Consider the following 26,564-nt stretch of genomic DNA (forward strand, 5'->3'; position numbering starts at 1 on the left):
TCGGAAGGCCGGACGGCGGACGGAACGGGAGGCGGGCCGGGCTCAGTTGCCGAAGGCCATGATCAGCTTCTCCTTCGCCTGGTCGCTGCCGTTCAGCCGGCCGGCCGAGATGACGAACCGCCCGTCGGACCAGTCCACGACGCCGTCGTAGAAGGTGTCCTCGATCTGCGCGGTGCCCCGCGGGTTCTGCAGCAGCTTCGTGGTGGTGTGCGAGGCGCCGGTGGTCGGGATCGACACGACCTGCCCGCCCGCGTCGTACGACGGCTGCACGTACGCGATGAGCTTGCCGCCCTCGGTCCGCATCGGGGACATCGGCTCGTCCGCGGGGGACTTGGCCCGCCACTTCGCCTTGCCGTCGGCGAGGCTGATCGCCACGATCTCGTTGGCGCTCGCGGTCGTGCTCGTGGGCAGGTAGAGCGTGTCGGCGTCGGCCGCGACACCCCGGCAGCCCTGAAGATCACGGGCGAGGATCGCCCAGCCGCAGGTGGGGGCGAACTTCTCGTCCACCTTGACCTCGGAGCGGAACCTGCCGTCCTTGGTGAAGGTGGAGATGTTCCACGTCTTCTTGCTCTCGTTGGTCAGATAGACGACCAGCGGGTCCATCGAGTACACCCGGCTGGCCTGCCAGCCCTTCTTGACCGGCTGGGTCCACTTCACCTTGCCGGTGGCCGGGTCGAGTTCCTGGATCTCGTCGTGCTCGGTGCCGGTGCCGGCGCCGCAGGACGCCACCTGGACCAGCCGGCCGGAGCCGCCCGCGAAGGCGGTCGGGAAGCAGGAGTCGCCGTAGCGCTTCTTGTCGTACAGCTTCTTGCCGCTGTCGATGGCGTACGCCGTGCCCGACTCCGAGCGGCCGACCATCAACGTGCCGCCGCTGACGCTGAGTTCGATGTTGAGCGCGCTGTCGAAGAGCCCGCCGTCGGCGACCTGGCCGCTCCAGCCCTTCTTGCCGGTGCGCAGGTCGAGCTGCTGGAGCCGGTTGCACTTGGCGTTGTCGCCGGGGCCGCTCATGTACGCCACGACGACCTTGTCGTCCGCCGACTTCTGCGGGGTGACCGAGCAGATCTTCTGCGGGAGGTCGACGGGGCCCCACGGGGAGCCGCCGTTGTCCGCGTCGTACGCGAAGACCTGCTTGTACGCCGCCTTCACCACGGTGTTGCCGGCGATCCACATGCCGGGTGCGTCGGCACCCCCGCCCGGGGCGTCCGGCGCCGGCTTGTACCAGAGCACCTTGGCCTCGCCGGGCGCGCGGCCCTCGTTGAGGTTCTCCGGGTCTTCCCCGCCGGAGGTGGAGGAGGACGGCGAGGGATCACCGGACGCGGCCGGTCCGGTGCTGCCGTGTCCGGCCACGGGCTTCTTGTCACCGTCGCCGCCGCTGGTGACGGCGTAGACGGTGCCGCCTATGAGGGCCAGCGCGGCCACCGCCGCGCCGACGATCAGCGCCGTCTTCTTCCTGCCCGCGCCGCCGCCCTGCCCCGGGAAGGGGGCACCGGGAGCGGTGCCGGGGGCGCCCGGGTACGGCGGCTGCTGCGGATACCCGTAACCGGGCTGCGGCTGCTGCGCGTAGGGGCCCGGCTGCTGGGGCTGCTGCGGGTGGCCGTAGGGGCCGGGAGCCGTCGGGGCGCCGTAGGGGCCGGGAGCCGCGGGGGCACCGTAGGGGCCGGCCGTCGGGGTGCCGTAGGGGCCCGGGGCGCCGGGGGTGTTGTACGGGCCGGGTTGCTGCGGGTGGCCGTAGCCGGGCTGCGGCGGGGCCTGGGGCGGCGCGGGCGGGGCCGCGGGGGCGGCCGGCGGGGGCGCGGACGGCTTGTCGAGCATCGTCGGCGGCGGAGCGGCCGGTTGCGGCGGGGCCGGTGTGCCGCCCTGCGGAGGCTGTCCGGAAGCCCCCGGGTCTCCGGGTTCTCGCGGATCTCTCGGATCTCTCGGGTCCCGCGGTGCTCCGAAGCCGCCGTCGGGCGACTGGTCGGGCGGCTGAGTCATCAGCGCTCTTCCCCCTCGTTCACTGATTTTTAGCCACGCCCTGAGGTTCTCGACGGACCCAAGGTCGTTGTGCAGACGGTTCTCAGACGCATCTTTCTATCACCCGGTGCGGACAGCGGAACGGGCCGGATCGCTCCCTGTTCCCAAGGGAGAACCGGCCCGTGATGCCGCCGTTACGCGCCTTCACGCCCCCTTCACGGGGCGCACGCGCCACCCCCCGCACGCCGTCCGGGGCGCTGGCCGATTCACGGCGGGCGCGCTACGCGTCCTCCGCCAGTTCCAGCCAGCGCAGCTCCAGTTCCTCGCGCTCACCGGCGAGTTCCCGCAACCGGGCGTCGAGTTCGGCCACCTTCGCGAAGTCGGTGGCGTGCTCGGCGATCTGGGCGTGCAGCTTGGTCTCCTTCTCGGAGACCTTGTCCAACTGCCGCTCGATCTTCTGGAGTTCCTTCTTGGCGGCGCGCTGGTCGGCGGCGCTCTTCTCGGTGGTGGCCGGCTTGGGCGCCGAGGCGGCGCTCTGCTGGGCGACCGCCTCCTCCATCTGCCGGCGCCGCTCCAGGTACTCGTCGATGCCGCGCGGCAGCATCCGCAGGGTGCCGTCGCCGAGCAGGGCGAACACCCGGTCCGTGGTGCGCTCCACGAAGAACCGGTCGTGGGAGATGACGATCATCGAGCCGGGCCAGCCGTCGAGGACGTCCTCCAGCTGGGTCAGGGTCTCGATGTCGAGGTCGTTGGTGGGCTCGTCCAGGAAGAGCACGTTGGGCTCGTCCATCAGCAGCCGCAGCAGCTGGAGCCGGCGCCGCTCACCGCCGGAGAGGTCGCCGACCGGCGTCCACTGCTTCTCCTTGTTGAACCCGAAGGTCTCGCACAGCTGCCCGGCGGTCATCTCGCGCCCCTTGCCGAGGTCGACGCGCTCGCGGACCCGCTGCACGGCCTCCAGCACCCGCCAGGTGGGGTCGAGTTCGGCGACCTCCTGGGAGAGGTAGGCGAGCTTGACCGTCCGGCCGACGTTGATCCGGCCGCCGGCCGGCTGCTCCTCGCCCTCGCTGCGGGCGGCGGCGGCCATGGCGCGCAGCAGCGAGGTCTTGCCGGCGCCGTTGACGCCGACCAGGCCGATCCGGTCGCCGGGGCCGAGCTGCCAGGTCACGTGCTTGAGCAGCACCTTCGGCCCGGCCTGGACGGTGATGTCCTCCAGGTCGAAGACCGTCTTGCCGAGGCGGGAGGAGGCGAACTTCATCAGCTCGCTGCTGTCGCGGGGCGGCGGCACGTCGGCGATCAGCTCGTTGGCGGCCTCCACCCGGAAGCGGGGCTTGGAGGTGCGGGCGGGGGCGCCTCGGCGCAGCCAGGCCAGCTCCTTGCGGATCAGGTTCTGCCGCTTGACCTCTTCGGTGGCGGCGATCCGCTCGCGCTCGGCGCGGGCGAAGACGTAGTCGGAGTAGCCGCCCTCGTACTCGTACACGTCGCCGCGCTGCACGTCCCACATGCGGGTGCAGACCTGGTCCAGGAACCACCGGTCGTGGGTCACGCAGACCAGGGCCGAGCGGCGGTTTGGGAGGTGCCGGGCGAGCCAGGCGATGCCCTCGACGTCGAGGTGGTTGGTGGGCTCGTCCAGGACGATCAGGTCCTGTTCCTCGATGAGCAGCTTGGCCAGCGCGATCCGGCGCCGCTCGCCGCCGGACAGCGGGCCGATGACGGTGTCCAGGCCCTTGGGGAAGCCCGGCAGGTCGAGGCCGCCGAACAGGCCGGTCAGCACGTCCCGGACCTTGGCGTTGCCGGCCCACTCGTGGTCGGCCATGTCGCCGATGACCTCGTGGCGGACGGTGGCGGCGGGGTCGAGGGAGTCGTGCTGGGTGAGCACGCCGAGCCGCAGCCCGCCGGAGTGGGTGACCCGCCCGGTGTCGGCCTCCTCCAGCTTGGCGAGCATCCGGATCAGGGTGGTCTTGCCGTCGCCGTTGCGTCCGACGACCCCGATCCGGTCCCCCTCCGACACACCGAGCGAGACGCCGTCCAGCAGGGCACGGGTGCCGTAGACCTTGCTGACGTTCTCGACATTGACCAGGTTGACGGCCATTTCACTCCTGCGCACGGGGCTGTATCCACTCGCGGCTCCGCCGCGTGGGTCAGCCTTCTAGCGTAGGCCCTCCGGGGTGGATGGTGACGCGCGAGGGGATCGTCACGCTTTGTGATGATCCGATCGGGAGCGGGCGCCCGTCGCGGAGGACGCCGGCCGCGGGGGCTACAGGACCGTCGCCCCCGGCACCGGTCCCGCCGCGGTCCGGACCGTGCGGCAGGTGCCGGAGTCCCGCAGGGCCCTCGCGACCCGCTCCGCGGCCTCGGCGTCCCGGGTGAGGAACGCCGTCGTGGGACCGGAGCCGGAGACCAGGGCGGCGAGACAGCCCGCGGCGCGGCCCGCGGCCAGGGTGTCGGCGAGTTCCGGGAAGAGGGAGAGAGCGGCGGGCTGGAGGTCGTTGGAGACGGCCGCCGCCAGCGCGTCGGCGTCGCCCTTCGCCAGCGCGTCCAGCAGGTCCTGCGAGGCCACCGGCTCGGGGACCGCCCGGCCCTCGGCCAGCCGGTCGAACTCCCGGAAGACGGCCGGCGTGGACAGTCCCCGCTCGGCCATCGCGAACACCCAGTGGAAGGTGCCGCCCACCTCCAGAGCGGTCAGCCGCTCCCCGCGCCCGATGCCGAGCGCGGCCCCGCCGACCAGGCTGAACGGCACATCGCTGCCCAACTCGGCGCAGATGTCGAGCAGTTCGGCACGGGAGGCCCCGGTGCCCCACAGCGCGTCGCAGGCGAGCAGCGCGCCCGCGCCGTCCGCGCTGCCGCCCGCCATGCCGCCGGCGACCGGGATGTCCTTGGCGATGTGCACGTGCACGTTCGGCTCGATGCCCCGGCGCGCGGCGAGCGCGAGGGCCGCGCGGGCGGCGAGGTTGGTGCGGTCCAGCGGCACCTGCGCGGCGTCCGGGCCCGCGCAGCTGACGCGCAGCTCGTCGGCCGGGGTGACGGTGACCTCGTCGTACAGGCCGACGGCGAGGAAGACGTTGGCGAGGTCGTGGAACCCGTCGGGGCGGGCCGCGCCCACCGCGAGCTGGACGTTGACCTTGGCGGGGACACGGACCGTGACGCTCACTGCGCTCCTTGGGCTCGGTACGGGGTGTCGGCGCTACGCGCCCTGCTGGGCGTGCTCGGCGATGCGGGCGAACTCCTCGACCGTCAGCGACTCGCCGCGGGCCTGCGGGGAGACCCCGGCGGCGACCAGGGCGGCCTCGGCGGCGGCCGCGGAACCCGCCCAGCCGGCGAGCGCGGCCCGCAGGGTCTTGCGGCGCTGCGCGAAGGCGGCGTCGACCACCGCGAAGACCTGCCGTTTGGTGGCCGTCGTCCGGATCGGCTCGGTGCGCCGTACGAGGGAGACCAGCCCGCTGTCGACGTTCGGCGCGGGCCAGAAGACGTTGCGGCCGATGGCGCCGGCCCGCTTGACCTCGGCGTACCAGTTGGCCTTCACGGACGGCACGCCGTACACCTTCGAGCCGGGGGCGGCGGCGAGGCGGTCGGCGACCTCGGACTGCACCATCACCAGGGTGCGCTCGATGCTCGGGAAGGTGTCGAGCATGTGCAGCAGCACGGGGACGGCGACGTTGTAGGGCAGGTTCGCGACCAGGGCGGTCGGGGCGGGGCCCGGCAGCTCGGTGACGTGCATCGCGTCGGAGTGGACGAGCGCGAAGCGGTCGGCGCGGGCGGGCATGCGGGCGGCGACGGTCGCGGGGAGGGCGGCGGCGAGCACGTCGTCGATCTCGACGGCGGTGACCCGGTCGGCGGCTTCCAGCAGCGCGAGGGTGAGCGAGCCGAGCCCCGGGCCGACCTCCACGACGGTGTCGTCGGGGCGGACCCCGGCGGTGCGCACGATGCGGCGGACCGTGTTGGCGTCGATCACGAAGTTCTGGCCGCGCTGCTTGGTGGGACGGACACCGAGCGCTGCGGCGAGTTCGCGGATGTCGGCGGGGCCGAGGAGGGAGTCGGGGGCGGGGCTGCTCACGGGACAAGGGTACGGGGCCGTGGGAGGCCGCCTCGCCAGGGCGTCCCCGCACGACTCGGGCGCCCCGCGGCCCTCTCGGCCGTACGACCGCGCGCGGCTCCCCGCTCGTCCGGCCGCCGCGTCACGGCTGCCTCGCTCCCCCGCCCGTCCCGCCCCCGCTCAGCCGTGCAGCCGCTCCCCGCAGTGCGGCCAGGGACTCTCCCCCCGCCGCACGTACAGCTTCTTCGCCCGGTAGGTCTGCTCGGACTCCGGCGCGTCCTGCGGTCTGCCGGAGCCGCCGAGGGCGTGCCAGGTGTGCGTGTCGAACTGGTAGAGCCCGCCGTACGTGCCTGAGGCGTCCACCGCGTGCGGGTCGCCGCCCGACTCGCACACCGCGAGCCCGTGCCAGTTCAGCCCGTCGGCCCCCGCCGCGGAGCGCGGCAGCGCCTTCGTGCCGACGCGCACCACCTGTGCGCGCGGCCGGCGCACCACCTCGGCCGCCTCCCGGCGGGGCCGCTGGCGCACCCCGTTGACCGTGCGCAGGAGATAGGTGATCCGGCGCAGCCCGGGGTGCCCGGGACGCGCGACGACCTCGGTGCCCCGCGCCAGCGTGGGGTCGTAGGTGCGCTCGATGCGGAACGGGATCTGCTCCTCGCGCACCTCGCGGCTGCCGCTCACCCGCAGCACGGTCACCGTCTGCCCGTCCCGCGGGAAACCGTCGGCGGGAACGGAGAGGACGTCCTGGCCGCGCAGGGTGACCCCGGCCTCCCGGACCGCCTCGGCCACGGTCGCCGCGTTGGTGCGGATGGTGCGGGCGCGGCCGTCCGCCATGACCGTGAACTGCCGTTCCGTGCGTACGTCGAGCGCGAGGCCGGCGCGGCCGATGGGCTGGGAGCGCGAGGCCGACAGATACGCGCCCTCGGCGCGCACCCCCAGCTCGCGCAGTGCTCCGTCCACCGTGTGCGCCGTCGTCCACACCTCGTGCCGCCGGCCGTCCAGGGTGAGCCGCACGGGGCGGCCGTAGCGCACCGCGATCGCGTCGCCGCCGGCGAGCGGGGTGTCGGGGGAGGGCGCCACCAGATCGTGCTCGCCCACCCGCACGCCCTCCTCGGCGAGCAGCGCGTGCACGTCGTCGGCGAAGGTGTGCAGGACGCGCGGCCGGCCGTCGACACTGAGCCGGATCGCCCGGTCCTCGGCGACGAACGCGGTGGTGCCGCCGGCCAGGAACGCCACCACCAGCGCCTGCGGCAGCAGCCGTCGTACGACGGAGTCCGGGCGCTCGGCGGCCCGCGCCCGGCGCCGGCGCGCGCCGCGCCCGCCGCCCTGCGCGGGCGGCGGCCCGTATGCCGCACGGGTCGTGGACCGGTGGTTGCTGCTCACGCCGACACGCTCCAGAGGGGCCGAAAGGTCCGGATCGGGGGCAGAACCTAGCGGAGCCCCGGTCACTCTCCCAAGCGGACCGGTTACCCTGTGTCGCGAAAGGCGGACTACAGCGGGTAGTCGAAGGCGCGGGCGGTGTTCGCGTTCAGGGCCGTCGCCAGCGTGTCTTCGTCGATGCCGCGCACCGCGGCCATCGCGCGCACGGTGACCGGAACGAGGTAGGGCGCGTTGGGCCGTCCGCGGTACGGAGCCGGGGTCAGAAAGGGCGCGTCGGTCTCCACGAGGACCAGTTCCAGCGGGGCGACGGCGAGGGCGTCGCGCAGGTTCTGGGCGTTCTTGAAGGTGACGTTGCCGGCGAACGACATGTAGTAGCCCTCGCGGGCGCAGATCCCGGCCATCTCGGCGTCGCCGGAGTAGCAGTGGAAGACGGTGCGCTCGGGGGCGCCCTCCTCCTTCAGCACCCGCAGCACGTCGGCGTGGGCCTCGCGGTCGTGGATGACGAGGGCCTTGCCGTGCCGCTTGGCGATCTCGATGTGGGCGCGGAAGGACCGCTCCTGCGCCTCCTTGCCCTCGGGGCCGGTGCGGAAGTGGTCGAGGCCGGTCTCGCCGACGCCCCTGACGTGGGGCAGCGCGGCGAGCCGGTCGATCTCGGCGAGCGCCTCGTCCAGCGCGCCGAAGCCGCCCGGCTCGCGGGCCCCCTGCCGGGACCATCCGTCGGGGTCGCCGTGCACGATGCGCGGGGCCTCGTTGGGGTGCAGGGCGACGGCGGCGTGCACGCTCTCGTGCGCCCGCGCGGTCTCGGCGGCCCACCGGGAGCCGTCGACGTCACAGCCGACCTGGACGACCGTGGTCACCCCGACCGAGGCGGCCTTCGCCAGCGCCTCCGCCACCGTGCCGGACTGCATGTCGAGGTGGGTGTGGGAGTCGGCGACGGGGACCCCCAGGGGTGCGGGCAGCGGCGGTGCCGCGTTCTTGTCGCCCGATGAGCTGCGGCCGGCGTTCGAAGGCATGCCCCGATCCTACGGAAGGCGCACGCCCCCGGACCCCCGCCCCGGGCTCAGCCGGCCTTGCGCTGGAAGGGGTGCAGCAGGTCGGACAGGTGCCAGTGGTGGTCCGCGGCCCCGGCGGCCACCTCGCCCGCGGCGGGTACCGGCGGCACCTCGACGGGGCCCGCCTGCGGCGCGATGTGCGGGTGGTGCGCCTGCGCGCCGCGCACCGACGAGACCTGCCCGGCGCGCATGATGCGCACCACGTGGCCGTCGCAGTTCTGGCAGCTGGGCCGGCGCAGCGGCGACGGCACGATCCGGCCGTCGGCCACGTACACCACGAACTCCTGCCCGTCGGCGTCCGTGTGGTGCTCTATCGCGTACGACTGCTCCCAGCCGTGCCCGCACCTCATGCAGGCGAAGGAATACGACTCGTGGACGACGGCCGTGGCCGTACCGCGGAGGCCGGTCTGCCCTGCGATCTCACTCATGCCAGCTCCTCTTGTCCGCTGGACAAGCCCCCCTGTGCGGGGTCTCTTCGACCAGTGGACGCCTTCGCCGACGCGAATGCAGCAGGGCTGTCGAGTGTTGGAGGCGATTTGATCCGTCCTTGCCGAAAAGGCCCCGTCCGGGCCTTTCCGCTTTGCTTTCGGCGACAGCCCTTTACCGCCTCGTGGCCTGCTCGCTCACCAGAGAAGTCCCCTGCTCAGCGGGCACTTTTTACCTGGCGCCGCTTCCGGATCAAGCGTCCCTCAACCGGCCGAACGCTTCGCTGCGACGACCGCGTCGAAGACGACCCTCTTGGGTAGTCCCGCCTCCACCGCCACCGCCGCGATCGCCTCTTTGCGGCGTTCGCCGGCCTCCTCGCGCACCCGCACCCGGCGCACCAGTTCCTCCGCGTCCAGCTCCTGCGGGCCGGCCTCTGGAGCGCCCTCGACCACCACCGTGATCTCGCCGCGCACTCCCTGCGCCGCCCAGTCCGCCAGCTCGGCCAGCGGGCCGCGGCGGACCTCCTCGTACGTCTTGGTCAGCTCCCGGCACACCGCGGCCCGCCGCTCGGCACCGAAGACCTCCGCCATCGCGGCGAGGGTGTCGTCCAGCCGGTGCGGGGCCTCGAAGTAGACCAGCGTGCGCCGCTCGGCCGCCACCTCCCGCAGCCGGGACAGCCGCTCGCCCGCCTTGCGCGGCAGGAAGCCCTCGAAGCAGAACCGGTCCACCGGCAGACCGGACAGGGCGAGCGCGGTGAGCACGGCGGAGGGCCCGGGCACCGCGGTCACCCGGATGTCCTTCTCCACCGCGGCGGCGACCAGCCGGTACCCGGGGTCGGAGACCGACGGCATGCCGGCGTCCGTGACCAGCAGCACCCGTGCCCCGCCGAGCAGCTCCTCGACCAGCTCGGGGGTGCGCGCGGACTCGTTGCCCTCGAAGTACGACACCACCCGGCCCCGGGGCGTGACGCCGAGGGCCTGGGTGAGCCGGCGCAGCCGCCGGGTGTCCTCGGCGGCGACCACGTCCGCGCCGGACAGCTCCTCGGCCAGCCGGGGCGGCGCGTCCGCGACGTCGCCGATGGGGGTTCCTGCGAGGACAAGGGTTCCAGTCACGCCCCCATCCTCGCAGGGGTCCGGAAGCCGGAGGAAAACGACCGCTTCGCGGCCCGCGCCGCGCATGCACGGGACTCCCACAGCCCGGTTCCCTACGATGGCGCGGTGACCAGTACCGCGTCCTCCATGGACCTCCGGCAGGGCCAGGCGCCGCACGACACCCGGCCGCCGTGGCAGCAGCGGCTGCGCCGATTCGGGTACGCCCCGGCGAAGGGCGCGCCCGCGGGCGACGTACGCGACCGGCTGGTGCCGCCGTACACGCAGCCGAGTCCCCGGCTGTGGCGGTCGCTCGGCCTGCCGCCCCTGCTGGCCGAGCGGATCACCCGCTGGTCGGGCTGGGGCGGGCCGCTGCTGGTGACGCTGGTGGCGGGCCTGATGCGGTTCTGGAACCTGGGCAGTCCGCGGGCGGTGATATTCGACGAGACGTACTACGCCAAGGACGCGTGGGCGCTGGTCCACCGCGGTTTCGAGGTCAACTGGGACAAGAACGCCAACGACCTGGTCCTCCAGACGCACGGCCATCTCGCGATCCCGTCGGACGCGGCCTACGTGGTGCACCCGCCGGTCGGCAAGTACGTGATCGGGCTGGGCGAGCTGATGTTCGGCTTCGACCCGTTCGGCTGGCGGTTCATGACCGCGCTGCTCGGCACGCTGAGCGTGCTGATGCTGTGCCGGATCGGGCGCCGGATGTTCCGATCGACGTTCCTCGGCTGCCTGGCGGGCGCGCTGATGGCGGTGGACGGGCTGCACTTCGTGATGAGCCGCACCTCGCTGCTCGACGGCGTGCTGATGTTCTTCGTGCTGGCCGCGTTCGGCTGTCTGCTGCTGGACCGGGACCGGACACGGGGCAGACTGGCCGCCGCGCTGCCCGCCGACCCGGACGGCCGGGTCCGCCCGGACGAGCGGATCGGCGACACCCTCCGGCTGGGCCGGCGGCCCTGGCGCTGGGCGGCCGGGCTGATGCTGGGCCTGGCCGCGGGCACCAAGTGGAACGGCCTGTACGTCATGGTCGCGTTCTGTGTGCTGGCGGTGCTGTGGGACGTCGGCGCCCGCAAGGTGGCCGGGGCGCGCCACCCGTACCGGGCGGTCCTGAAGTACGACACCGGCATCACCTTCCTGGCGACGGTCCCGGTGGCGATCGGGGTCTACGTGCTGTCCTGGCTGGGCTGGATCCTCTCCCCCACGGACGGCAGCGGCGGCTACTTCCGCAACTGGGCGATCACCGACGGCCGGGGCGGCAGCTGGACCTTCCTGCCGGACTGGGTGCGCAGCCTGTGGCACTACGAGCACGAGGTGTACGAGTTCCACCTGCACCTGGACTCCCCGCACACCTACCAGTCCAACCCGTGGAGCTGGCTGGTGCTGGGCCGTCCGGTGTCCTACTTCTACGAGTCCCCCTCCCCCGGCGCCGACGGCTGCCCGGCCGACGCGGGCCAGAAGTGCGCCCGTGAGGTGCTGGCCCTGGGCACCCCGCTGCTGTGGTGGGCCGCCTGCGCCGCGATCGTGTACATCCTGTGGCGCTGGGCGTTCCGACGCGACTGGCGAGCCGGCGCCATCGCCTGCGGCATCGCGGCCGGTTATCTGCCCTGGTTCCTCTACCAGGAGCGGACGATCTTCTTCTTCTACGCGATCGTCTTCGTGCCGTTCCTGTGCCTGGCGGTGGCGATGCTGATCGGCGCGATCATCGGCCCACCGGGCTCCGGCGACACCCGCCGCGTGGTCGGCGCCACCTCGGCCGGCGTCCTGGTCCTGCTGATCGCCTGGAACTTCATCTACTTCTGGCCCCTGTACACCGGCACGGCGATCCCGGTCGACCAGTGGCGGGCGCGGATGTGGCTCGATACCTGGGTCTAGCCGGGCAGCTGCCTGAGAGGTGCCGGAGAGGCGCCTGACCGGCTCCGAGCCGTCACCGTCGTTGTTCCTGGCCGGCCGGTCCCATTGTCGCAACCGTGCTACGAAACGACCGGGGACGTCACCCGCCGCGATCGGGACTTTAGGGTGAGTGCCGTCGTTGGGGAGGCGAGGGGCCGCGGGGGGCCCTGGGCGAGCACGGAGGATGCAGAGGCTGTGGGGAAGAGAAGACGGGTCGCCGAGCGGCGCACGGCCGGTCCCGGTGTCGTCGGCGGGGTGGTCGCCCTGGCCGTCTGCGGCGCCGCGCTGACCGTCTACGCGGTGTACGACGGCGGTTCCGCGGCCGGCGCGTCCACCTCCACGGCCGGCGAGCGGCACATCAGGACCGGCCCGCCGAGCGCGGCCGAGGTGCACACCGTCGCCACCCGTTTCCTGGACTCCTGGCAGCAGGGCGAGGTCGCCGACGCGGCGGCCGCCACCGACGACCCGGCGGCGGCCGGCGCCCTGCTCACCGGCTACTCCAAGGACGCCCACCTCAAGGACGTCACCCTCACCCCGGGCCCGGCCGAGGGCGCCAAGGTGCCGTTCTCCGTCAAGGCGACGGTCTCGTACAAGGGCGTGGACAAGCCGCTCGCGTACGCCAGTTCGCTCACCGTCGTACGGCGGACGAGCGACGGCAAGCCGCTGGTCGGCTGGCACGCCTCCGTCGTCCATCCGGACCTGAAGGACGGCGACACGCTGGTCACCGGTCACGCGGGCACCCCGCCCGTCAAGGCCCTGGACCGCAACGGCGGCGAGCTGACGGCCGCCGCGTACCCGTCGCTGGGCACCGTTCTGGACGGGCTGCGGGAGAAGTACGGCAAGACGGCCGGCGGCACGGCGGGCGTGGAACTGCGCGTGGTGCGCGGCAAGGCGTCGCAGAAGGCCAAGCTGTCCGACAAGACGCTGGTGACGCTGAGCGAGGGCACCCCGGGCACCGTGCGGACCACGCTGAGCCCGGCGCTCCAGGCGGAGGCCGAGCGCCAGGTCGGCAAGCGGGCGCGCGCCTCCGTGGTCGTCCTGCGCCCGTCCACCGGCGAGATCCTCGCGGTCGCCAACAGCGAGCACGGCTTCAACGTCGGCTTCCAGGGCTCCCTCGCGCCCGGCTCCACGATGAAGATCGTGACGTCGACCATGCTGTTCGAGAAGAAGCTGGTCACCGCCGACGCCTCGCACCCCTGCCCCAAGACGTACAAGCTCGCGGGCTGGACGTTCCACAACGACGCCGACTCCGAGATCAAGAAGGGCACGTTCAAGGACTCCTTCGGCGCCTCCTGCAACAACGCCTTCATCGATTTCGCGCCCAAGCTGTCCGACAGCGACCTGACCGAGGAGGCCCAGCAGGTCTACGGCCTCGGCATGGACAACTGGGCCATCGGGGTGCCCTCCTTCGACGGGTCGGTCCCGGTGCAGAGCGGCGCGCAGATGGGCGCCGCGCTGATCGGCCAGGGCGGGGTGCGCATGAACCCCCTGAACATGGCCTCGGTGGCGGCCACCGTGCAGTCGGGCCGCTTCCACCAGCCGTACCTGGTCTCCCCCGAGGTCGACCACCGCACCCTGGCGACGGCCTCGCGCACCATGTCCGCGAAGACCCGGTCCCAGCTCAAGGAGGTCATGAAGTTCACGGCGGACTACGGCACGGCCGCCAAGGCGATGGCGGGTCTCGGCCCGGACTACGGCGCGAAGACGGGCTCGGCCGAGGTCGACGGGCAGAAGAAGCCGAACGGCTGGTTCACCGCGTACCGGGGCGACCTGGCGGCCGCGGGCGTGGTGCAGGCCGGCGGCCACGGCGGCGACACGGCCGGTCCGATCGTGGCGGACCTGCTGCGGATGGGCGGCTGACCGGACGGCCAGGGGGCCCTAGTTGTGCACGGGCTCGGCGGTGTAGGTCCGGCGCAGAAACCTGACCAGCGCCTTGGCGTCGAACTGGAGCACGTCGACACCGCTGTCGGAGTGGAACTCCACGACCGCCTGGACCCGGCCGCAGGGCCACACCCGGACGGCGCCGCTCTCGGCCGGCGCCCGCAGCCCGCGCTCCAGCAGGGCGCGGGAGAAGGTCCACTCGTGGGTGCCCGGAAGGCCGATCCGCACGGAGCGCGGGTCGCGGTCGGGGTCGTACCGCAGCAGTACCGGGACGGCCCCCGGGTCCTCGTCGTCCGTCACGACATGGGCGCGTGCGTACTGTTCGATCACAGACATCGGAACGCCCTTTCACACTGAGTGACCTATGCGAAAGCTGTTCATCCGCTTGCTCTCCAATGTCGCACATTTTCCCCGGGCCGCTTCCGGAGACGGCGTCGCCTCATCGGATGGGCAGGCGACGCCCTGGTACTTGCAAAAGGTTCGCAACAAGCCTCTAAAATCAAACGGTGCATGTACCTGACGGATTCATCGACGCCCCCACCTCCGCCGTCACCGGGGTGGTCGCCGCCGGCGCCCTCGCGGTGAGCCTGCGCGGTGCCCGCCGCGAACTCGGGGAGGAGAGAACGGCCCCGCTGGCCGGACTGGTGGCGGCGTTCATCTTCGCCGTCCAGATGCTCAACTTCCCCGTCGCGGCCGGCACCAGCGGCCATCTGCTGGGCGGGGCGCTCGCCGCCATCCTGGTCGGCCCGTACACCGGCGTGCTGTGCGTGTCGGTGGTGCTGCTGATGCAGGGCGTGCTGTTCGCGGACGGCGGGCTGACCGCGCTCGGCGTGAACATCACGGACATGGCGCTGGTCACCACCGTGGTGTCGTACGCCGTCTTCCGCGGCCTGCTCGCCGTGCTGCCCCGCAGGCGGCGCTCGGTGACCGTCGCCTCCTTCGCCGCCGCGCTGCTGTCGGTGCCGGCCGCCGCCGTCGCCTTCACTCTGATCTACGCGATCGGCGGCACCACCGACGTCTCCCTCGGCAAGGTCGCCACCGCGATGATCGGCGTCCACGTGCTGATCGGCATCGGCGAGGCGGTGATCACCGCGCTCACCGTCGGCGCCGTGATCGCCGTACGCCCGGACCTGGTGCACGGGGCGCGCGGGCTGCGCCGGCCGCTCCGGCTGCGGGTGAACGGCGAGCTGGTGGACGCGCCCGAGCCCGTCGCCGTGCCCGCGGCGGCGCGCACCTCGCGGCGCACGGTGTGGCTGACCGGCCTGGTCGCCTCCCTGGTGCTCGCCGGTTTCGTCAGCTTCTACGCCTCCGCCGACCCGGACGGCCTGGAGAAGGTCGCGCACGACAAGGGCATCGACACCAAGGAGAAGGAGCACGCCTCGGCCGACTCGCCGCTCGCCGACTACGGCGTCAAGGACGTCTCCGACGCGCGCCTGTCCGGCGGGCTCGCGGGCGTGATCGGCGTCGGGGTCACCGTGGTGGCGGGCAGCGCGGTGTTCTGGGCGCTGCGCCGGCGCCGCGGCGCGGACGTCTCGCCCGCCAACACCGGTCTGTGACATGGGCGCTGGACACGCGCACCGGCTCTACCGGCACGGCACCTCGCCCGTGCACGCCCTGCCGCCGCACACCAAGCTGGCCGCCGCCTTCCTCTTCGTGCTGGTCGTGGTCTCCACCCCGCGCGAGGCGATGTGGGCGTTCGCGGTGTACGCCGTGCTGCTCGCGGCGGTGGCCCGGCTCGCCCGGGTGCCCGCCGCCTTCCTGCTCAAGCGGCTGCTGATCGAGGTGCCCTTCGTCGCGTTCGCGGTGCTGATGCCGTTCGTCGCGCAGGGCGAGCGGGTGCACGTGCTCGGCCTCTCGCTGAGCGTCAACGGACTGTGGGGCGCCTGGAACGTGCTCGCCAAGGGCACCCTCGGCGTCGCCGCCTCCGTCCTCCTCGCGGCCACCACCGAGCTGCGCCAACTCCTGCTCGGCCTGGAGCGGTTGAAGCTGCCGCCGCTGCTGGTGCAGATCGCCGGCTTCATGATCCGCTACGGCGACGTCATCACCGACGAGATGCGCCGGATGCGGATCGCCCGCGCCTCACGCGGCTTCGAGGCGCGCGGCGTGCGGCACTGGGGCGTGCTCGCCAAGTCCGCCGGCGCGCTGTTCATCCGCTCCTACGAGCGCGGGGAGCGCGTCCACCTGGCCATGGTGAGCCGCGGGTACACCGGCTCGATGCCGGTCGTCGAGGAGGCGGTCGCGTCCCCGGCGCAGTGGCGCCTCGCCCTCGCGCTGCCCTGCTCGGCCCTCGTCGTCTGCCTGTTGGGATGGATCCTGTGAGTACGCCCACCGCTTCGCTGGAGGTCTCCGGCCTCGCCTTTGCCTACCCCGACGGCCACCAGGCCCTGTTCGGCGTGGACTTCACCCTCTCTCGCGGCGAACGGGTCGCGCTGCTCGGCCCCAACGGCGCCGGCAAGACCACCCTGGTGCTGCACCTCAACGGCATCCTCGGCGGCGGCACCGGCTCGGTGACCGTCGCCGGGCTGCCCGTCGGCAAACAGCACATGGCCGCCGTCCGGCAGAAGGTCGGCATCGTCTTCCAGGACCCGGACGACCAGCTGTTCATGCCGACGGTGCGCGAGGACGTGGCGTTCGGGCCGGCCGCCGCCGGGATCAGGGGCGCCGCGCTGGAGGAGCGCGTACGGCACGCCCTGGAGCGGGTCGGCATGGCGGAGTTCGCCGACCGGCCGCCGCACCACCTCTCCTTCGGGCAGCGGCGGCGCGTCGCCGTGGCCACCGTGCTCGCCATGGAGCCGGAGATCCTGGTCCTGGACGAGCCGTCCTCCAACCTCGACCCCGCCTCCCGGCGCGAGCTGGCCGACATCCTGCGCTCGCTGGACGTGACCGTCCTCATGGTCACGCACGATCTGCCGTACGCCCTGGAGCTGTGCCCGCGCTCGCTGATCCTCAGCGACGGTGTGATCGCGGCCGACGGGCCGACGGGGGACCTGCTGTCCGACGAGGAGCTGATGCGGGCGCACCGGCTGGAGCTGCCGTTCGGCTTCGACCCGCGCTCGGTGGCGCGGACCACCCGCGGGTGACAAAGACAACGATTACGGACACCGGCTCCCGCCAAGGAATCGCAGGCCCGCGCCCGCTGTTGCACCCACTGTCGCAGGCGAGCGTGGAAGGGAACCCGGAACATGGGGGCGGACGGGACGGACGTGCACGGCACGGTGGCCGAGGGCTTCGAGCCGGTCGGGGATGCCTTCGCGGCGAACTTCGCCCGGCTCGGGGAGCGCGGCGCCGCCGTCGCCGTGTACCGCGACGGGCACAAGGTGGTCGACCTGTGGGCGGGCACCAAGGACGTCGACGGGACCGCGCCCTGGCAGCACGGCACCGCCCAGATCGTGCGCTCGGCGACCAAGGGCGTCGCCGCCGCCGCGCTCCTGCTGCTGCACCAGCGCGGTGAACTGGACCTGGACGCACCGGTCGGCGCGTACTGGCCCGAGTTCAAGGCGGCGGGCAAGGAGCGCACCCGGGTACGGGACCTGCTCGCGCACCGCGCGGGCGTGCCGGTGCTGGACCGCCCGCTGACCCCGGCCGAGGCCGCCGACCCGGACCTCGGCGCGGCGGCCGTCGCCGCGCAGGCGCCGGTGTGGGAGCCGGGCACCGACCACGGCTACCACGCCCAGACCTACAGCTGGCTCACCGGGGAACTGGTGCGGCGCGTCACCGGGCGCCCGGTCGGCGAGTGGATCGCGGACGAGATCGCCCGGCCCGTCGGCGCGGACGTCTGGCTCGGGCTGCCCGAGGCGGAGCAGGGCCGGGCGGGCCGTGTCGGGGACATCGAGGCCCCGCAGGAGTCGGGCGCGCTGCGGCTGCGGCCCAAGCGGGCCGTGACCGAGGCCTGGGCCGACCCGGACTCGCTGACCCGCCGCGCCTTCGCCGCGATCACCCCGATGCCGGACGAGAACGACCCCGCCTACCGCGCCGCGTCCCTGCCCGCCTCCAACGGCATCGCCACCGCCGACGGCCTGGCCCGCGTCTACGCCTCGCTCATCGGCGACGTGGACGGCGGCACCCGTCTGTTCAGCCCCGCGACGACGGAGCTGGCCCGCGCCGAACACTCCGCGGGGCCGGACCGGGTGCTCGTGGTGAACACCCGGTTCGGCCTCGGCTACATGCTGCACGGCAGCGCCTCGCCGCTGCTGTCCCCCGGCTCCTTCGGCCACCCGGGCCGCGGCGGCAGCCTCGGCTTCGCCGACCCGGAGTCGGGCATCGCCTTCGGCTATGTCACGGGCGGCTTCCGCGCGAGCGTGACGGCGGACCCGCGGGCGCAGTCGCTGGTGCGGGCGCTGCGCACGGCGCTCGGAAGCTGACCGGGCTCACACGTGGATCGGGTGCGAGGTGCGCCCGGAATCCGCGTCGATCTCGCCGTGGGCCTTGTCCAGCAGCTCCATGGCGATCTGGTTGAGGGCCCGGGCCCCGGCGATCTCCTCGCCGACCCTGGGCTGGTCGTTGTCCACGTGGTGGCGGCTGGCGTGCCCGTGTCCCCGGATCTCGGAGCCGTCGGGCAACCGCACCAGGGCCGCCGCGCGCGTGTGCTGACCGTCCTCCTCGAACTCCAGCTCGACATGCCACCCGACAGCGGTGTGGCTCATGGTCTGCGTCTGCTGCATGGTCTGTGTCATGGCGGCCACCTCCGGGAAACACTCGTTCCGGCTGTCTCCAGGGTGCCTCCCGGCCACGGGTCGCGTCATCTCGGCGGCCCGGCTCAGTCCTCGCCGTCGAAGCTGGCGAAGTACGCGGCGGCCATGTCCTCGTCGGCGTGCCCCTGGGCGGCGGCGCGGGCGAGCCGTTCGGCGGTGGCCTCTGCCACGTCCAGCCGCACCCCGCTGCCCCGGCCCGCCGCCACGATCAGCCGGGCGTCCTTCTCGGCGGTCGTCACCGCGAACGACGGCGGGGTCAGCTCGCCGTCGAGCAGCACCCGGGACTTGGCCCGCAGGTATCCCATGTCGAGCGGGCCGCCGTCGATCAGCTCGAAGAAGTGCGCCGGGTCGACGCCGAGGCCCTTGGCGAGGGCCAGCGTCTCGCCGGTGGCCGCGGTGACCGCGAGCACCCAGCTGTTGGCGACCAGCTTCAGCCGGCTGGCGCTGCCCGCGCCGCCGTCCTCGCCGGTCCACAGGGTCTTGGCGCCCACCGCGTCGAACACCGGCCCGACCGCCGCGCGCCCCTCCTCGGGCCCGGCGGCCAGCACGGTCAGCTTCCCGGCCTCGGCGGGCTCCTTGGTGCCGAGGACGGGGGCGTCGTAGAAGAGCAGCCCGTGCTCGCGGGCGAAGGCGGCCAGGTCGGCGATCAGTTCGGTACCGGCGGTGGTGGACTGCGCCCAGGCGGTGCCCTGCCGCAGCGCCGGGGCGGCCTCGCGCATCACGTCCAGCACGGTGTTGCCGTCGTACAGCATCGTCAGGACGACATCGGCGCCCTCGACGGCCTCGGCGGGGGTGTCCGTGACCCGGGCGCCGTCGGCGGCGAGGGGTTCGGCCTTCTCCCGGGTGCGGTTCCAGGCCCGCACCTCCAGCCCGGCGCGGCACAGATTGCGGGCCATCGCCGCTCCCATGATGCCGGTGCCCAGGACGCCGACGGTCGGCTTGTCGCTCATTGACGCTCCCTGAAGTCGCTGTGTGTCTCCAGCCTGTCCCACCGCGGCGGCCGGCGCGGCGACGGGCTCTCACCCGGCGCGTACGACGGCGGCGAACGGGACGGCCGCCGTCGTACGCGGCGTCACGCCTGCTGCTCGCGCACGTCCACCAGTGTGGCCCCGGCGTGGGCGACGAGCTCCTCCGGCTCGATGGGGAAGACGGCGTACGGCGTCCCGGCGGCGGCCCACACCACGTCGTGGGCGAGCAGCGAACGGTCGGCGAGCACCCGGGTGCGGGTGCGGTGCCCGAAGGGCGGCACGCCGCCGATGGCGTACCCGGTGACCTCCCGCACCGCCTGCGCGTCGGCCCGGCCGACCTTGCGCACGCCCAGCTCCGCGCGCACCCGCTCGACGTCGACGCGGGAGGCCCCGTCCATCAGCACCAGGACCGGCACACCGTCGGCCGCGAACACCAGCGACTTGCAGATCTGGCTCAGCTCGCAGCCGACCGCCGCGGCGGCCTCCACGGCGGTCCGGGTCCCCTCCGGGAATCTCCGGGCCCGCCCGAGCACCTCGTCGAGGCCCAGTTCCCTCAGCGCCTGCGCGAAACGCGGGTGCGCTCCCGATCCGTCGGTGCCGGTGGCGGCTGTCGTCATGGGGGAACGGTAGCGAGGACGGCCGGCCGGTGCGAGGACGTCCGGACGGCGAAAAGCCGGTGAGGGTGCAGACCCCGTCCCCACGGGCACCCTCACCGGCCGCTTCGCTCAGAAGCGGTACGTCACGCGCGTACCAGCTCCCGCTCGTCCTCCGTGCCGTTGGCGGCGGCCTGCGTGCGCAGGCCCTCGCCCTCCACGTCCACGTTGGGCAGCATCCGGTCGAGCCACTTCGGCAGCCACCAGGCGTGCCTGCCGAGCAGGGCGAGCACCGCCGGAACGATCGCCATGCGGACGACGAAGGCGTCGAAGAAGACGGCGATGGCGAGGCCGAAGCCGATCATCTTGATCATGGACTCGCTGGCGCCGATGAAGCCGGAGAAGACGGCGATCATGATGACGGCCGCGGCCGTGACCACGCGGGCGCCGTGCCGGAAGCCGGTCACCACCGCCTGGCCGGGCTTCTCGCCGTGGACGTACGCCTCCCGCATCCGGGTCACGAGGAAGACCTCGTAGTCCATCGCGAGGCCGAAGACCACGCCCACCATGAAGATCGGCATCATCGACATGACCGGGCCGGTCTGCTGGACGTTCAGCAGGCCGGACAGCCAGCCCCACTGGAAGACCGCGACGACCGCGCCGAGCGCCGCGAGCACGCTGAGCAGGAAGCCGAGGGCCGCCTTCAGCGGGACGAGGACCGAGCGGAAGACCACGATCAGCAGGAGGAAGGCGAGGCCGACCACCAGGGCGAGGTACGGCAGCAGCGCGTCGTTCAGGCGCTGGGAGACGTCGATGTTCATCGCCGTCGAGCCGGTGACCAGGACCTCGGCGTCCGCCTTCGCCGCCGTGTCCGCGCCCTTGTCGCGGATCGCGTGCACCAGGTCCTCGGTGGACTTCGAGGACGGCTTGGACTTGGGGACCACGGTGATGATCGCGGTGTCGCCGGCCTTGTTGGGCGTGGCCGGGGTGACCGCGACGACGTCCTTGATGCCCTTGATCTCCTTGGCGACCTCGGTGAAGGCCGTCTGCGGGTGCGCGCTGTGCTTGGCGTCGACCACGACCATCAGGGGGCCGTTGAAGCCGGCGCCGAAGCCCTCGGACAGCAGGTCGTAGGCGCGGCGCTGGGTGGTGGAGGTGGGCTGGGAGCCGTCGTCGGGCAGGCCCAGTTCCAGGGAGGCGGCCGGGACCGCCGCCGCGCCGAGGCCGATCACACCGAGCAGGAGGACCGCGACCGGGCGGCGGACCACGAAGCGGGCCCAGCGGGTGCCCATGTTGGGGCGGTCCGGGTTCTTCGGCTTCCGGCCGCCGCCGAGCAGCCTGCTCTTCTCGCCGGCCGGCTTGACCTTGCGGCCCGCGTAGCCGAGCAGCGCCGGGATCATGGTGAGGGCGATCAGTACGGCGATGGCGACCGTGCCCGCCGCCGCGATGCCCATCTTCGTCAGCATCGGGATGTTGACGACGGACAGTCCGACCAGGGCGATGACGACGGTCAGGCCCGCGAAGACCACCGCGGAGCCGGCGGTGCCGACGGCGCGGCCCGCCGCCTCCTCGCGCTCGCGGCCCTCGGCGAGTTCCGCGCGGTAGCGGGAGACGATGAACAGGGCGTAGTCGATGCCGACGGCGAGGCCGATCATCGTCGCCAGGGTGGAGGTGGTGCTGCCCAGGTCGAGGACGTTGGCGAGCGCGGTGATCGCGGAGACGCCGATGCCGACGCCGATGATCGCGGTCAGCAGCGGCAGCCCGGCGGCGAGCAGGGAGCCGAAGGTGATGACGAGGACGACGGCGGCGATGGCGATGCCGATCACCTCGCCGGAGCCGGTCTCGGGCATGGAGTTGAGCGCGTCACCGCCGATCTCGACGGTCAGCCCCGCGTCCCGCGCGTCCTGCGCGGCCTTCGTCAGGGCGTCCCGGGAGGAGTCCTTCAGCTCCATGCCGGAGACCTTGTACTTCACCGAGGTGTAGGCGATGGAGCCGTCCCGGCTGATGGTGTGCCCGGTGTACGGGTCGGCGACGGAGGCGACCTCCGAGCCGTGTCCCAGCTCGCGCACCGTCTGCTCGACGGCGGCCTTGTTGGGCTTGTCGGTCATCTTCTCGCCGGCCGGCGCCTTGAAGACGACCCGTGCGGTGGCGCCGTCGGCGCTCATCCCGGGGAAGCGCTGTTCCAGCAGGTCGAAGGCCTTCTGGGCCTCGGTGCCGGGGATGGAGAAGGAACTGTTGCCGGCGGCCGGCGCGGAGGCGGCGCCCACCCCGGCGAGGGTGAGCAGCGCCACCCAGATCAGGGCGACGAAGTGCCGTCGCCTGAAGGCGAGTCGGCCGAGTCGGTACAGGAATGTGGCCACGGGGGCGTACTCCCGGTCAGGTCGTGGGGTTCATCAGGGCAGGGGCGATCAGCCCGACGACGTGAGCGGTGACGTCAGGTGGTGGGCTTGCCGGGGAAGGAGCGTCTAGGAGGGTCAGGCGCCGAGGGCGGGGAGGACCACGGCGTCGATGTACGAGATGAGGAAGTCCCGGGTGGGCGGCTGGTCCTCCAGCAGGGTCCGGGTGGCGAAGCCCCCGACCATCATGTGCACCATGAAGTCGATCGCCGGACAGTCCGGACGGACCTCGCCCCGGTCGATGGCCCGCTGGAGCATCCGCCGGCCGCTGACGATCTCCACGTCGACGATCTGCTCCTTGAAGGCGTCGCGCAGGTCCTCGTTGTGGTGGATCGCCATGGCGATGCCCCGCATCAGGGCGGAGTTCTGCGCCATGGTGCAGTCGTCCTCCACCGCCACGAGGGCGTGCAGGTCGCCGCGGAGGGAGCCGGTGTCGATGTCCTCCGGGTGGCCGCGCTTGGAGTGCCGCAGCGCCTTGACCACCAGCTGGGCCTTGCCGCCCCACTGGCGGTAGAGCGTGGCCTTGCTGGACCGGGTGCGGGCGGCGACGGCGTCCATGGTGAGGGCGTCGTAGCCGACCTCCCGGAGCAGGTCGAGCACGGCCTCGTACAGCTCGGCCTCGCGCTCGGGGGTGATCCGGCTGCGCCGTGCCGCCGCGACGGTCTCGGTCATGCCGCTCACCCTCCCGCTCCGGAACTTCCTTCTCGTACGTACATCTTCGGGTGTACATCGTCGTACGTGATGAAGATACCCTCCCCGTTCTGCGAAACGAAACGGTTTCGTACGTGGGGTCCGTCACGAACGTGAGGAACACATAAGAAGGCCACACAAGTTGCCCGCCTCCAGCGGGCGGAAAAGCATGGGGAGGTGAGCTATCTGCGCTTTCCCCACCTCAGCGGCGACCTGCTCTGCTTCGTGGCCGAGGACGACCTCTGGCTGGCCCCCCTCGACACCCCGGGCCGTGCCTGGCGGCTCACCGCCGACCGCACGAAGACCGGCCACCCCCGCTTCTCCCCCGACGGGAGCCGGATCGCCTACACGAACTGGCGCAGCCTGGTCCCCGAGATCCATCTCGTCGACGTCACCGGCGGCCCCACGCGGCAGCTGACGTACTGGGGCAGCACCGACACCGAGGTGTGCGGCTGGACCCCGGACGGCGACATCCTCGCGGTGGCCTCCCACGGGCAGCCCTTCTCCTACTTCACCTGGGCCTACAAGGTGACCACCGAAGGCGACCCGGGCGGCCGGCTGCCCTGGGGCCCGGTCACCGACATCCAGGTCGCCGATCTCGCGGGCGAGCGCAAGACCCTGCTGCTCACCGGCACCCCGCCGCACGAACCGGCCTCCTGGAAGCGCTACCGGGGCGGCGCCATGGGCCGGCTGTGGCTGCACGGCAGGCGGCTGCTGCCCGACATCGAGGGCCACCTGGCCAGCCCCATGTACGTCGCCGGCCGGATCGCCTTCCTCTCCGACCACGAGGGCGTCGGCAACCTCTACTCCTGCGCCTACGACGGCACCGACCTGCGCCGCCACACCGACCACGACGCCTTCTACGCCCGGCACGCCGCGAGCGACGGCACCCGGGTGGTCTACCAGTGCGCGGGCGACCTGTGGCTGGTGGACGACTTCTCCCTGAACGGAACCCCGCGCAGGCTCGACATCCGCCTCGCCGGCCCCGCCGCGGGCCGCCGCCGCTACCAGGTGCCGGCCGCGCAGAACGTGGACGGCATCTCGGTGGACGAGACCGGCCGGGCCAGCGCGGTCGTGGTGCGCGGCAGCCTGTACTGGCTCACCCACCGCGACGGCCCGGCCCGCACCATCGCCGACACCCCCGGGGTCCGGGTCCGGCTGCCGGAGATGCTCGGCTCCATGGGGCAGGTGGCCTATGTGACCGACGCCGGGGGCGCGGACGCGGTGGAGATCGCCCAGTTGCCCCGGGCCACCGGCGACCGCCCGCCGCGCCGGCTCGCCTCCGGCGCCCTCGGCCGGGTCCTGGAGATGGTGTCCGACCCGGCCGGCGAACGCCTCGCCGTCGCCTCCCACGACGGCCGCCTGCTGCTGATCGACGTGCCCGAGGAGCCGGGCGCCGGCGTCCCGGAGGCACCCGGCACCGGCGTCGGGGCGGAGACCGAGGAGGGCGCGGTCACCGAGCTGATCCGCTCCGTCAACGGACCGGTGCGCGACCTCGCCTTCTCCCCCGACGGCTCCTGGCTCACCTGGTCGCACCCCGGCATCGGCCGCTCGCTGCGCCAGATCAAGCTGGCCCGGATCAAGGACCGGCTGATCGTGGACGTCACCGACGGCCGCTTCGAGGACGAGACCCCCGTCTTCACCCGCGACGGCCGCTATCTGGCCTTCCTGTCCTGGCGCGGCTTCGACCCCGTGTACGACGTGCACACCGGCGACCTGTCCTTCCCGCTCGGCAGCCGCCCCTACCTGGTGCCGCTGTCCTCGGCGACCCCCTCCCCCTTCGCCCTCAACCCCGAGGGCCGGCCGGCGGCGGGCGGCCTCGACCCGCTGGAGGACGAGGAGACCGGCGAGGCGGGCACGGTCATGGTGGAGGTCGAGGGACTGGCCAGCCGGGTCACCCCGTTCCCGGTGATCGCCTCCAAGTACTCCTCGCTGTACCCGGTCGCGGGCGGCGGCCTGGTCTGGCTGCGCTGGCCGATCTCCGGCGCGCTCGGCGAGACCTTCGTCAACCCGGCCGACATCAGCGGCCGCCCGACGCTGGAGTACTTCAACATCACCAAGGCGAAGAAGTCCGAACTCGTCGCCCACCTCGACTGGTTCGCGGTCAGCGGCGACGGCACCCGGCTGGTCGTGGTGGACGAGGGCGAGCTGCGCGCGGTGCCCTCCACCGAGATCGGCGACGGCGACACCACCGTCTGGATCGACCTGCGCCGCATCCTGCACGAGGTGGATCCGCCCGCCGAGTGGCGGCAGTCGTACGACGAGGCCGGCCGGCTCATCCGCGCCTACTTCTGGGACCCCGGCATGAGCGGCATCGACTGGGACGCGGTGCTCGACCAGTACCGCCCGCTGGTCGAACGGGTCGCCTCCCCCGACGAGTTCGCCGACCTGCTCCGCGAGGTCCTGGGCGAACTCGGCACCTCCCACGCCTACGTCACCGCCTCCCGGCGCAACGAGGGCCCGCCCCACTACCAGCGCTGGCAGGGCCTGCTCGGCGCCAACCTGGTGCCCCGCGAGGCCGGCTGGACCATCCGCCGGATCCTGCCCGGCGACTCCTCCGACTCCAAGGCCCGCTCACCGCTGGCCGGCACCGGCATCCGCGAGGGCGCGGTGCTCACCCATGTCGACGGCCGCCCGGTCGACCCGGTCACCGGCCCCTTCCCGCTGCTGGCCGGCGCGGGCGGTACGACGGTGGAGCTGACGTTCGCCCCCGCCGAGGGCACCGGTCCGCCCCGCCGCGTCGCCATCGTCCCGCTCATCGACGACCGGCCGCTGCGCTACCAGGACTGGGTGGCCAAACGCCGGGCCGTGGTGCGCGAGTTGAGCGGCGGCAAGTGCGGCTACCTGCACATCCCCGACATGGGCGGCTCGGGCTGGGCCCAGTTCAACCGCGATCTGCGCATGGAGGTGTCCCGCCCCGCGCTGATCGTGGACGTGCGCGGCAACGCGGGCGGCCACATCAGCGAACTCGTCATCGAGAAGCTGACCCGGACCATCCTCGGCTGGGACCTGACCCGCAACGCCCAGCCGGTGTCGTACACCTCCAACGCGCCCCGGGGCCCGGTGGTGGCACTGGCCGACGAGGCGACCTCCTCCGACGGCGACATGATCACGGCCGCGTTCAAACTCCTCAAGCTGGGCCCGGTGGTGGGCCAGCGCACCTGGGGCGGCGTGGTCGGCATGACCGGCCGCCACCGCCTCGGCGACGGCACCGTCATCACCGTCCCCATGAACGCCGCCTGGTTCGACGCCTACGGCTGGTCCGTGGAGAACCACGGCGTCACCCCCGACCTGGAGATCCTGCGCACCCCCCTGGACTGGGCGGAGGGCCGGCACGCCCAGCTCGACGACGCCGTCCAACTCGCCCTCGAACTCCTGGAGTCCAACCCGGCCGCGATCCCCCCGGACTACAGCGAGGTGCCCGACCGCACCCGCCCGAAGCTCCCGCCCAGGAGGACGTGAGCGGTCCGAAGGGACCACCGACGCACGCGGGGTGCCCCCCGGAGGAAGGGCACCCCGCGCA

The 26,564-nt window shown here is 73.0% G+C and carries 21 protein-coding genes; 7 read left to right on the forward strand and 14 right to left on the reverse strand.

Annotated features, from left to right (window positions below; all coding sequences use genetic code 11):
* Positions 1-42 precede the first annotated feature (42 nt).
* From BLW85_RS17230 to rsmI, 8 genes are all read right to left on the reverse strand, one after another.
* Positions 43-1,974, reverse strand: coding sequence for an outer membrane protein assembly factor BamB family protein (locus BLW85_RS17230; RefSeq protein WP_074992513.1), 1,932 nt, complete (start codon positions 1,972-1,974; stop codon positions 43-45).
* 259 nt (positions 1,975-2,233) lie between these two features.
* Positions 2,234-4,042: an ABC-F family ATP-binding cassette domain-containing protein gene (locus BLW85_RS17235; RefSeq protein WP_074992514.1), complete on the reverse strand. Its 1,809-nt coding sequence runs from the start codon at positions 4,040-4,042 to the stop codon at positions 2,234-2,236.
* Between the two features lie 165 nt (positions 4,043-4,207).
* Positions 4,208-5,101, reverse strand: coding sequence for a 4-(cytidine 5'-diphospho)-2-C-methyl-D-erythritol kinase (locus BLW85_RS17240; protein WP_070023730.1), 894 nt, complete (start codon positions 5,099-5,101; stop codon positions 4,208-4,210).
* Positions 5,102-5,134: 33 nt separating this feature from the next.
* A complete protein-coding gene (gene rsmA / locus BLW85_RS17245; protein ID WP_074992515.1) occupies positions 5,135-6,004 on the reverse strand; it encodes a 16S rRNA (adenine(1518)-N(6)/adenine(1519)-N(6))-dimethyltransferase RsmA in 870 nt (289 codons plus the stop codon).
* Positions 6,005-6,163: 159 nt separating this feature from the next.
* A complete protein-coding gene (locus tag BLW85_RS17250) occupies positions 6,164-7,429 on the reverse strand; it encodes a resuscitation-promoting factor (RefSeq protein ID WP_079172352.1) in 1,266 nt (421 codons plus the stop codon).
* Positions 7,430-7,470: 41 nt separating this feature from the next.
* Entirely contained in the window at positions 7,471-8,373 is a 903-nt protein-coding gene (locus BLW85_RS17255; RefSeq protein ID WP_074992516.1) for a TatD family hydrolase, read from the reverse strand.
* Between the two features lie 47 nt (positions 8,374-8,420).
* On the reverse strand, positions 8,421-8,840 hold the full coding sequence (locus BLW85_RS17260; RefSeq protein WP_070023733.1) for a hypothetical protein: 420 nt from the start codon (positions 8,838-8,840) through the stop codon (positions 8,421-8,423).
* A gap of 261 nt (positions 8,841-9,101) precedes the next feature.
* Positions 9,102-9,950, reverse strand: coding sequence for a 16S rRNA (cytidine(1402)-2'-O)-methyltransferase (gene rsmI, locus BLW85_RS17265; RefSeq protein WP_070023734.1), 849 nt, complete (start codon positions 9,948-9,950; stop codon positions 9,102-9,104).
* 105 nt (positions 9,951-10,055) lie between these two features.
* Here rsmI and BLW85_RS17270 point away from each other — a divergent pair, with 105 nt between their 5' ends.
* Both BLW85_RS17270 and BLW85_RS17275 read left to right on the forward strand, forming a co-directional pair.
* Positions 10,056-11,804, forward strand: a complete 1,749-nt coding sequence (locus BLW85_RS17270) for a dolichyl-phosphate-mannose--protein mannosyltransferase (protein WP_074992517.1) — start codon at positions 10,056-10,058, stop codon at positions 11,802-11,804.
* 213 nt (positions 11,805-12,017) lie between these two features.
* The gene (locus tag BLW85_RS17275) at positions 12,018-13,682 is read left to right on the forward strand and encodes a penicillin-binding transpeptidase domain-containing protein (RefSeq protein ID WP_074992518.1); all 1,665 of its coding nucleotides are present in this window, start codon (positions 12,018-12,020) and stop codon (positions 13,680-13,682) included.
* A gap of 18 nt (positions 13,683-13,700) precedes the next feature.
* On the opposite strand, the gene BLW85_RS17280 is transcribed toward BLW85_RS17275, so the two are convergent.
* Entirely contained in the window at positions 13,701-14,039 is a 339-nt protein-coding gene (locus BLW85_RS17280) for an SsgA family sporulation/cell division regulator (protein WP_070023737.1), read from the reverse strand.
* Positions 14,040-14,209: 170 nt separating this feature from the next.
* Between BLW85_RS17280 and BLW85_RS17285 the strand changes: the two genes are divergently transcribed.
* The 4 genes from BLW85_RS17285 to BLW85_RS17300 all read left to right on the forward strand — a co-directional run bounded on the left by BLW85_RS17285 (position 14,210) and on the right by BLW85_RS17300 (position 18,064).
* A complete protein-coding gene (locus BLW85_RS17285; RefSeq protein WP_074992519.1) occupies positions 14,210-15,259 on the forward strand; it encodes an energy-coupling factor ABC transporter permease in 1,050 nt (349 codons plus the stop codon).
* 1 nt (position 15,260) lies between these two features.
* Positions 15,261-16,022: a cobalt ECF transporter T component CbiQ gene (gene cbiQ, locus BLW85_RS17290; RefSeq protein ID WP_074992520.1), complete on the forward strand. Its 762-nt coding sequence runs from the start codon at positions 15,261-15,263 to the stop codon at positions 16,020-16,022.
* A complete protein-coding gene (locus BLW85_RS17295; protein ID WP_074992521.1) occupies positions 16,010-16,783 on the forward strand; it encodes an energy-coupling factor ABC transporter ATP-binding protein in 774 nt (257 codons plus the stop codon). The genes cbiQ and BLW85_RS17295 overlap by 13 nt, the downstream gene beginning before the upstream one ends.
* A 102-nt stretch (positions 16,784-16,885) precedes the next feature.
* Positions 16,886-18,064, forward strand: a complete 1,179-nt coding sequence (locus BLW85_RS17300; RefSeq protein WP_074992522.1) for a serine hydrolase domain-containing protein — start codon at positions 16,886-16,888, stop codon at positions 18,062-18,064.
* A 6-nt stretch (positions 18,065-18,070) separates the two neighbouring features.
* On the opposite strand, the gene BLW85_RS17305 is transcribed toward BLW85_RS17300, so the two are convergent.
* From BLW85_RS17305 to BLW85_RS17325, 5 genes are all read right to left on the reverse strand, one after another.
* Entirely contained in the window at positions 18,071-18,346 is a 276-nt protein-coding gene (locus BLW85_RS17305; RefSeq protein WP_070024424.1) for a DUF1876 domain-containing protein, read from the reverse strand.
* A gap of 113 nt (positions 18,347-18,459) precedes the next feature.
* Complete coding sequence (locus BLW85_RS17310; RefSeq protein WP_275657228.1) at positions 18,460-19,386, reverse strand: NAD(P)-dependent oxidoreductase; 927 nt, start codon at positions 19,384-19,386, stop codon at positions 18,460-18,462.
* Positions 19,387-19,466: 80 nt separating this feature from the next.
* Positions 19,467-19,979 carry a YbaK/EbsC family protein gene (locus BLW85_RS17315; RefSeq protein WP_074992523.1) on the reverse strand — a complete coding sequence of 171 codons (513 nt, stop codon included), beginning with the start codon at positions 19,977-19,979 and terminating at the stop codon, positions 19,467-19,469.
* A 122-nt stretch (positions 19,980-20,101) separates the two neighbouring features.
* On the reverse strand, positions 20,102-22,315 hold the full coding sequence (locus tag BLW85_RS17320) for an MMPL family transporter (protein WP_074992524.1): 2,214 nt from the start codon (positions 22,313-22,315) through the stop codon (positions 20,102-20,104).
* A gap of 114 nt (positions 22,316-22,429) precedes the next feature.
* Entirely contained in the window at positions 22,430-23,023 is a 594-nt protein-coding gene (locus tag BLW85_RS17325; RefSeq protein WP_070023745.1) for a TetR/AcrR family transcriptional regulator, read from the reverse strand.
* 195 nt (positions 23,024-23,218) lie between these two features.
* Between BLW85_RS17325 and BLW85_RS17330 the strand changes: the two genes are divergently transcribed.
* A complete protein-coding gene (locus BLW85_RS17330) occupies positions 23,219-26,503 on the forward strand; it encodes a S41 family peptidase (RefSeq protein ID WP_074992525.1) in 3,285 nt (1,094 codons plus the stop codon).
* Positions 26,504-26,564: the final 61 nt, after the last annotated feature.

Source organism: Streptomyces misionensis (assembly GCF_900104815.1).
In the GTDB taxonomy this organism is placed as follows: domain Bacteria; phylum Actinomycetota; class Actinomycetes; order Streptomycetales; family Streptomycetaceae; genus Streptomyces; species Streptomyces misionensis.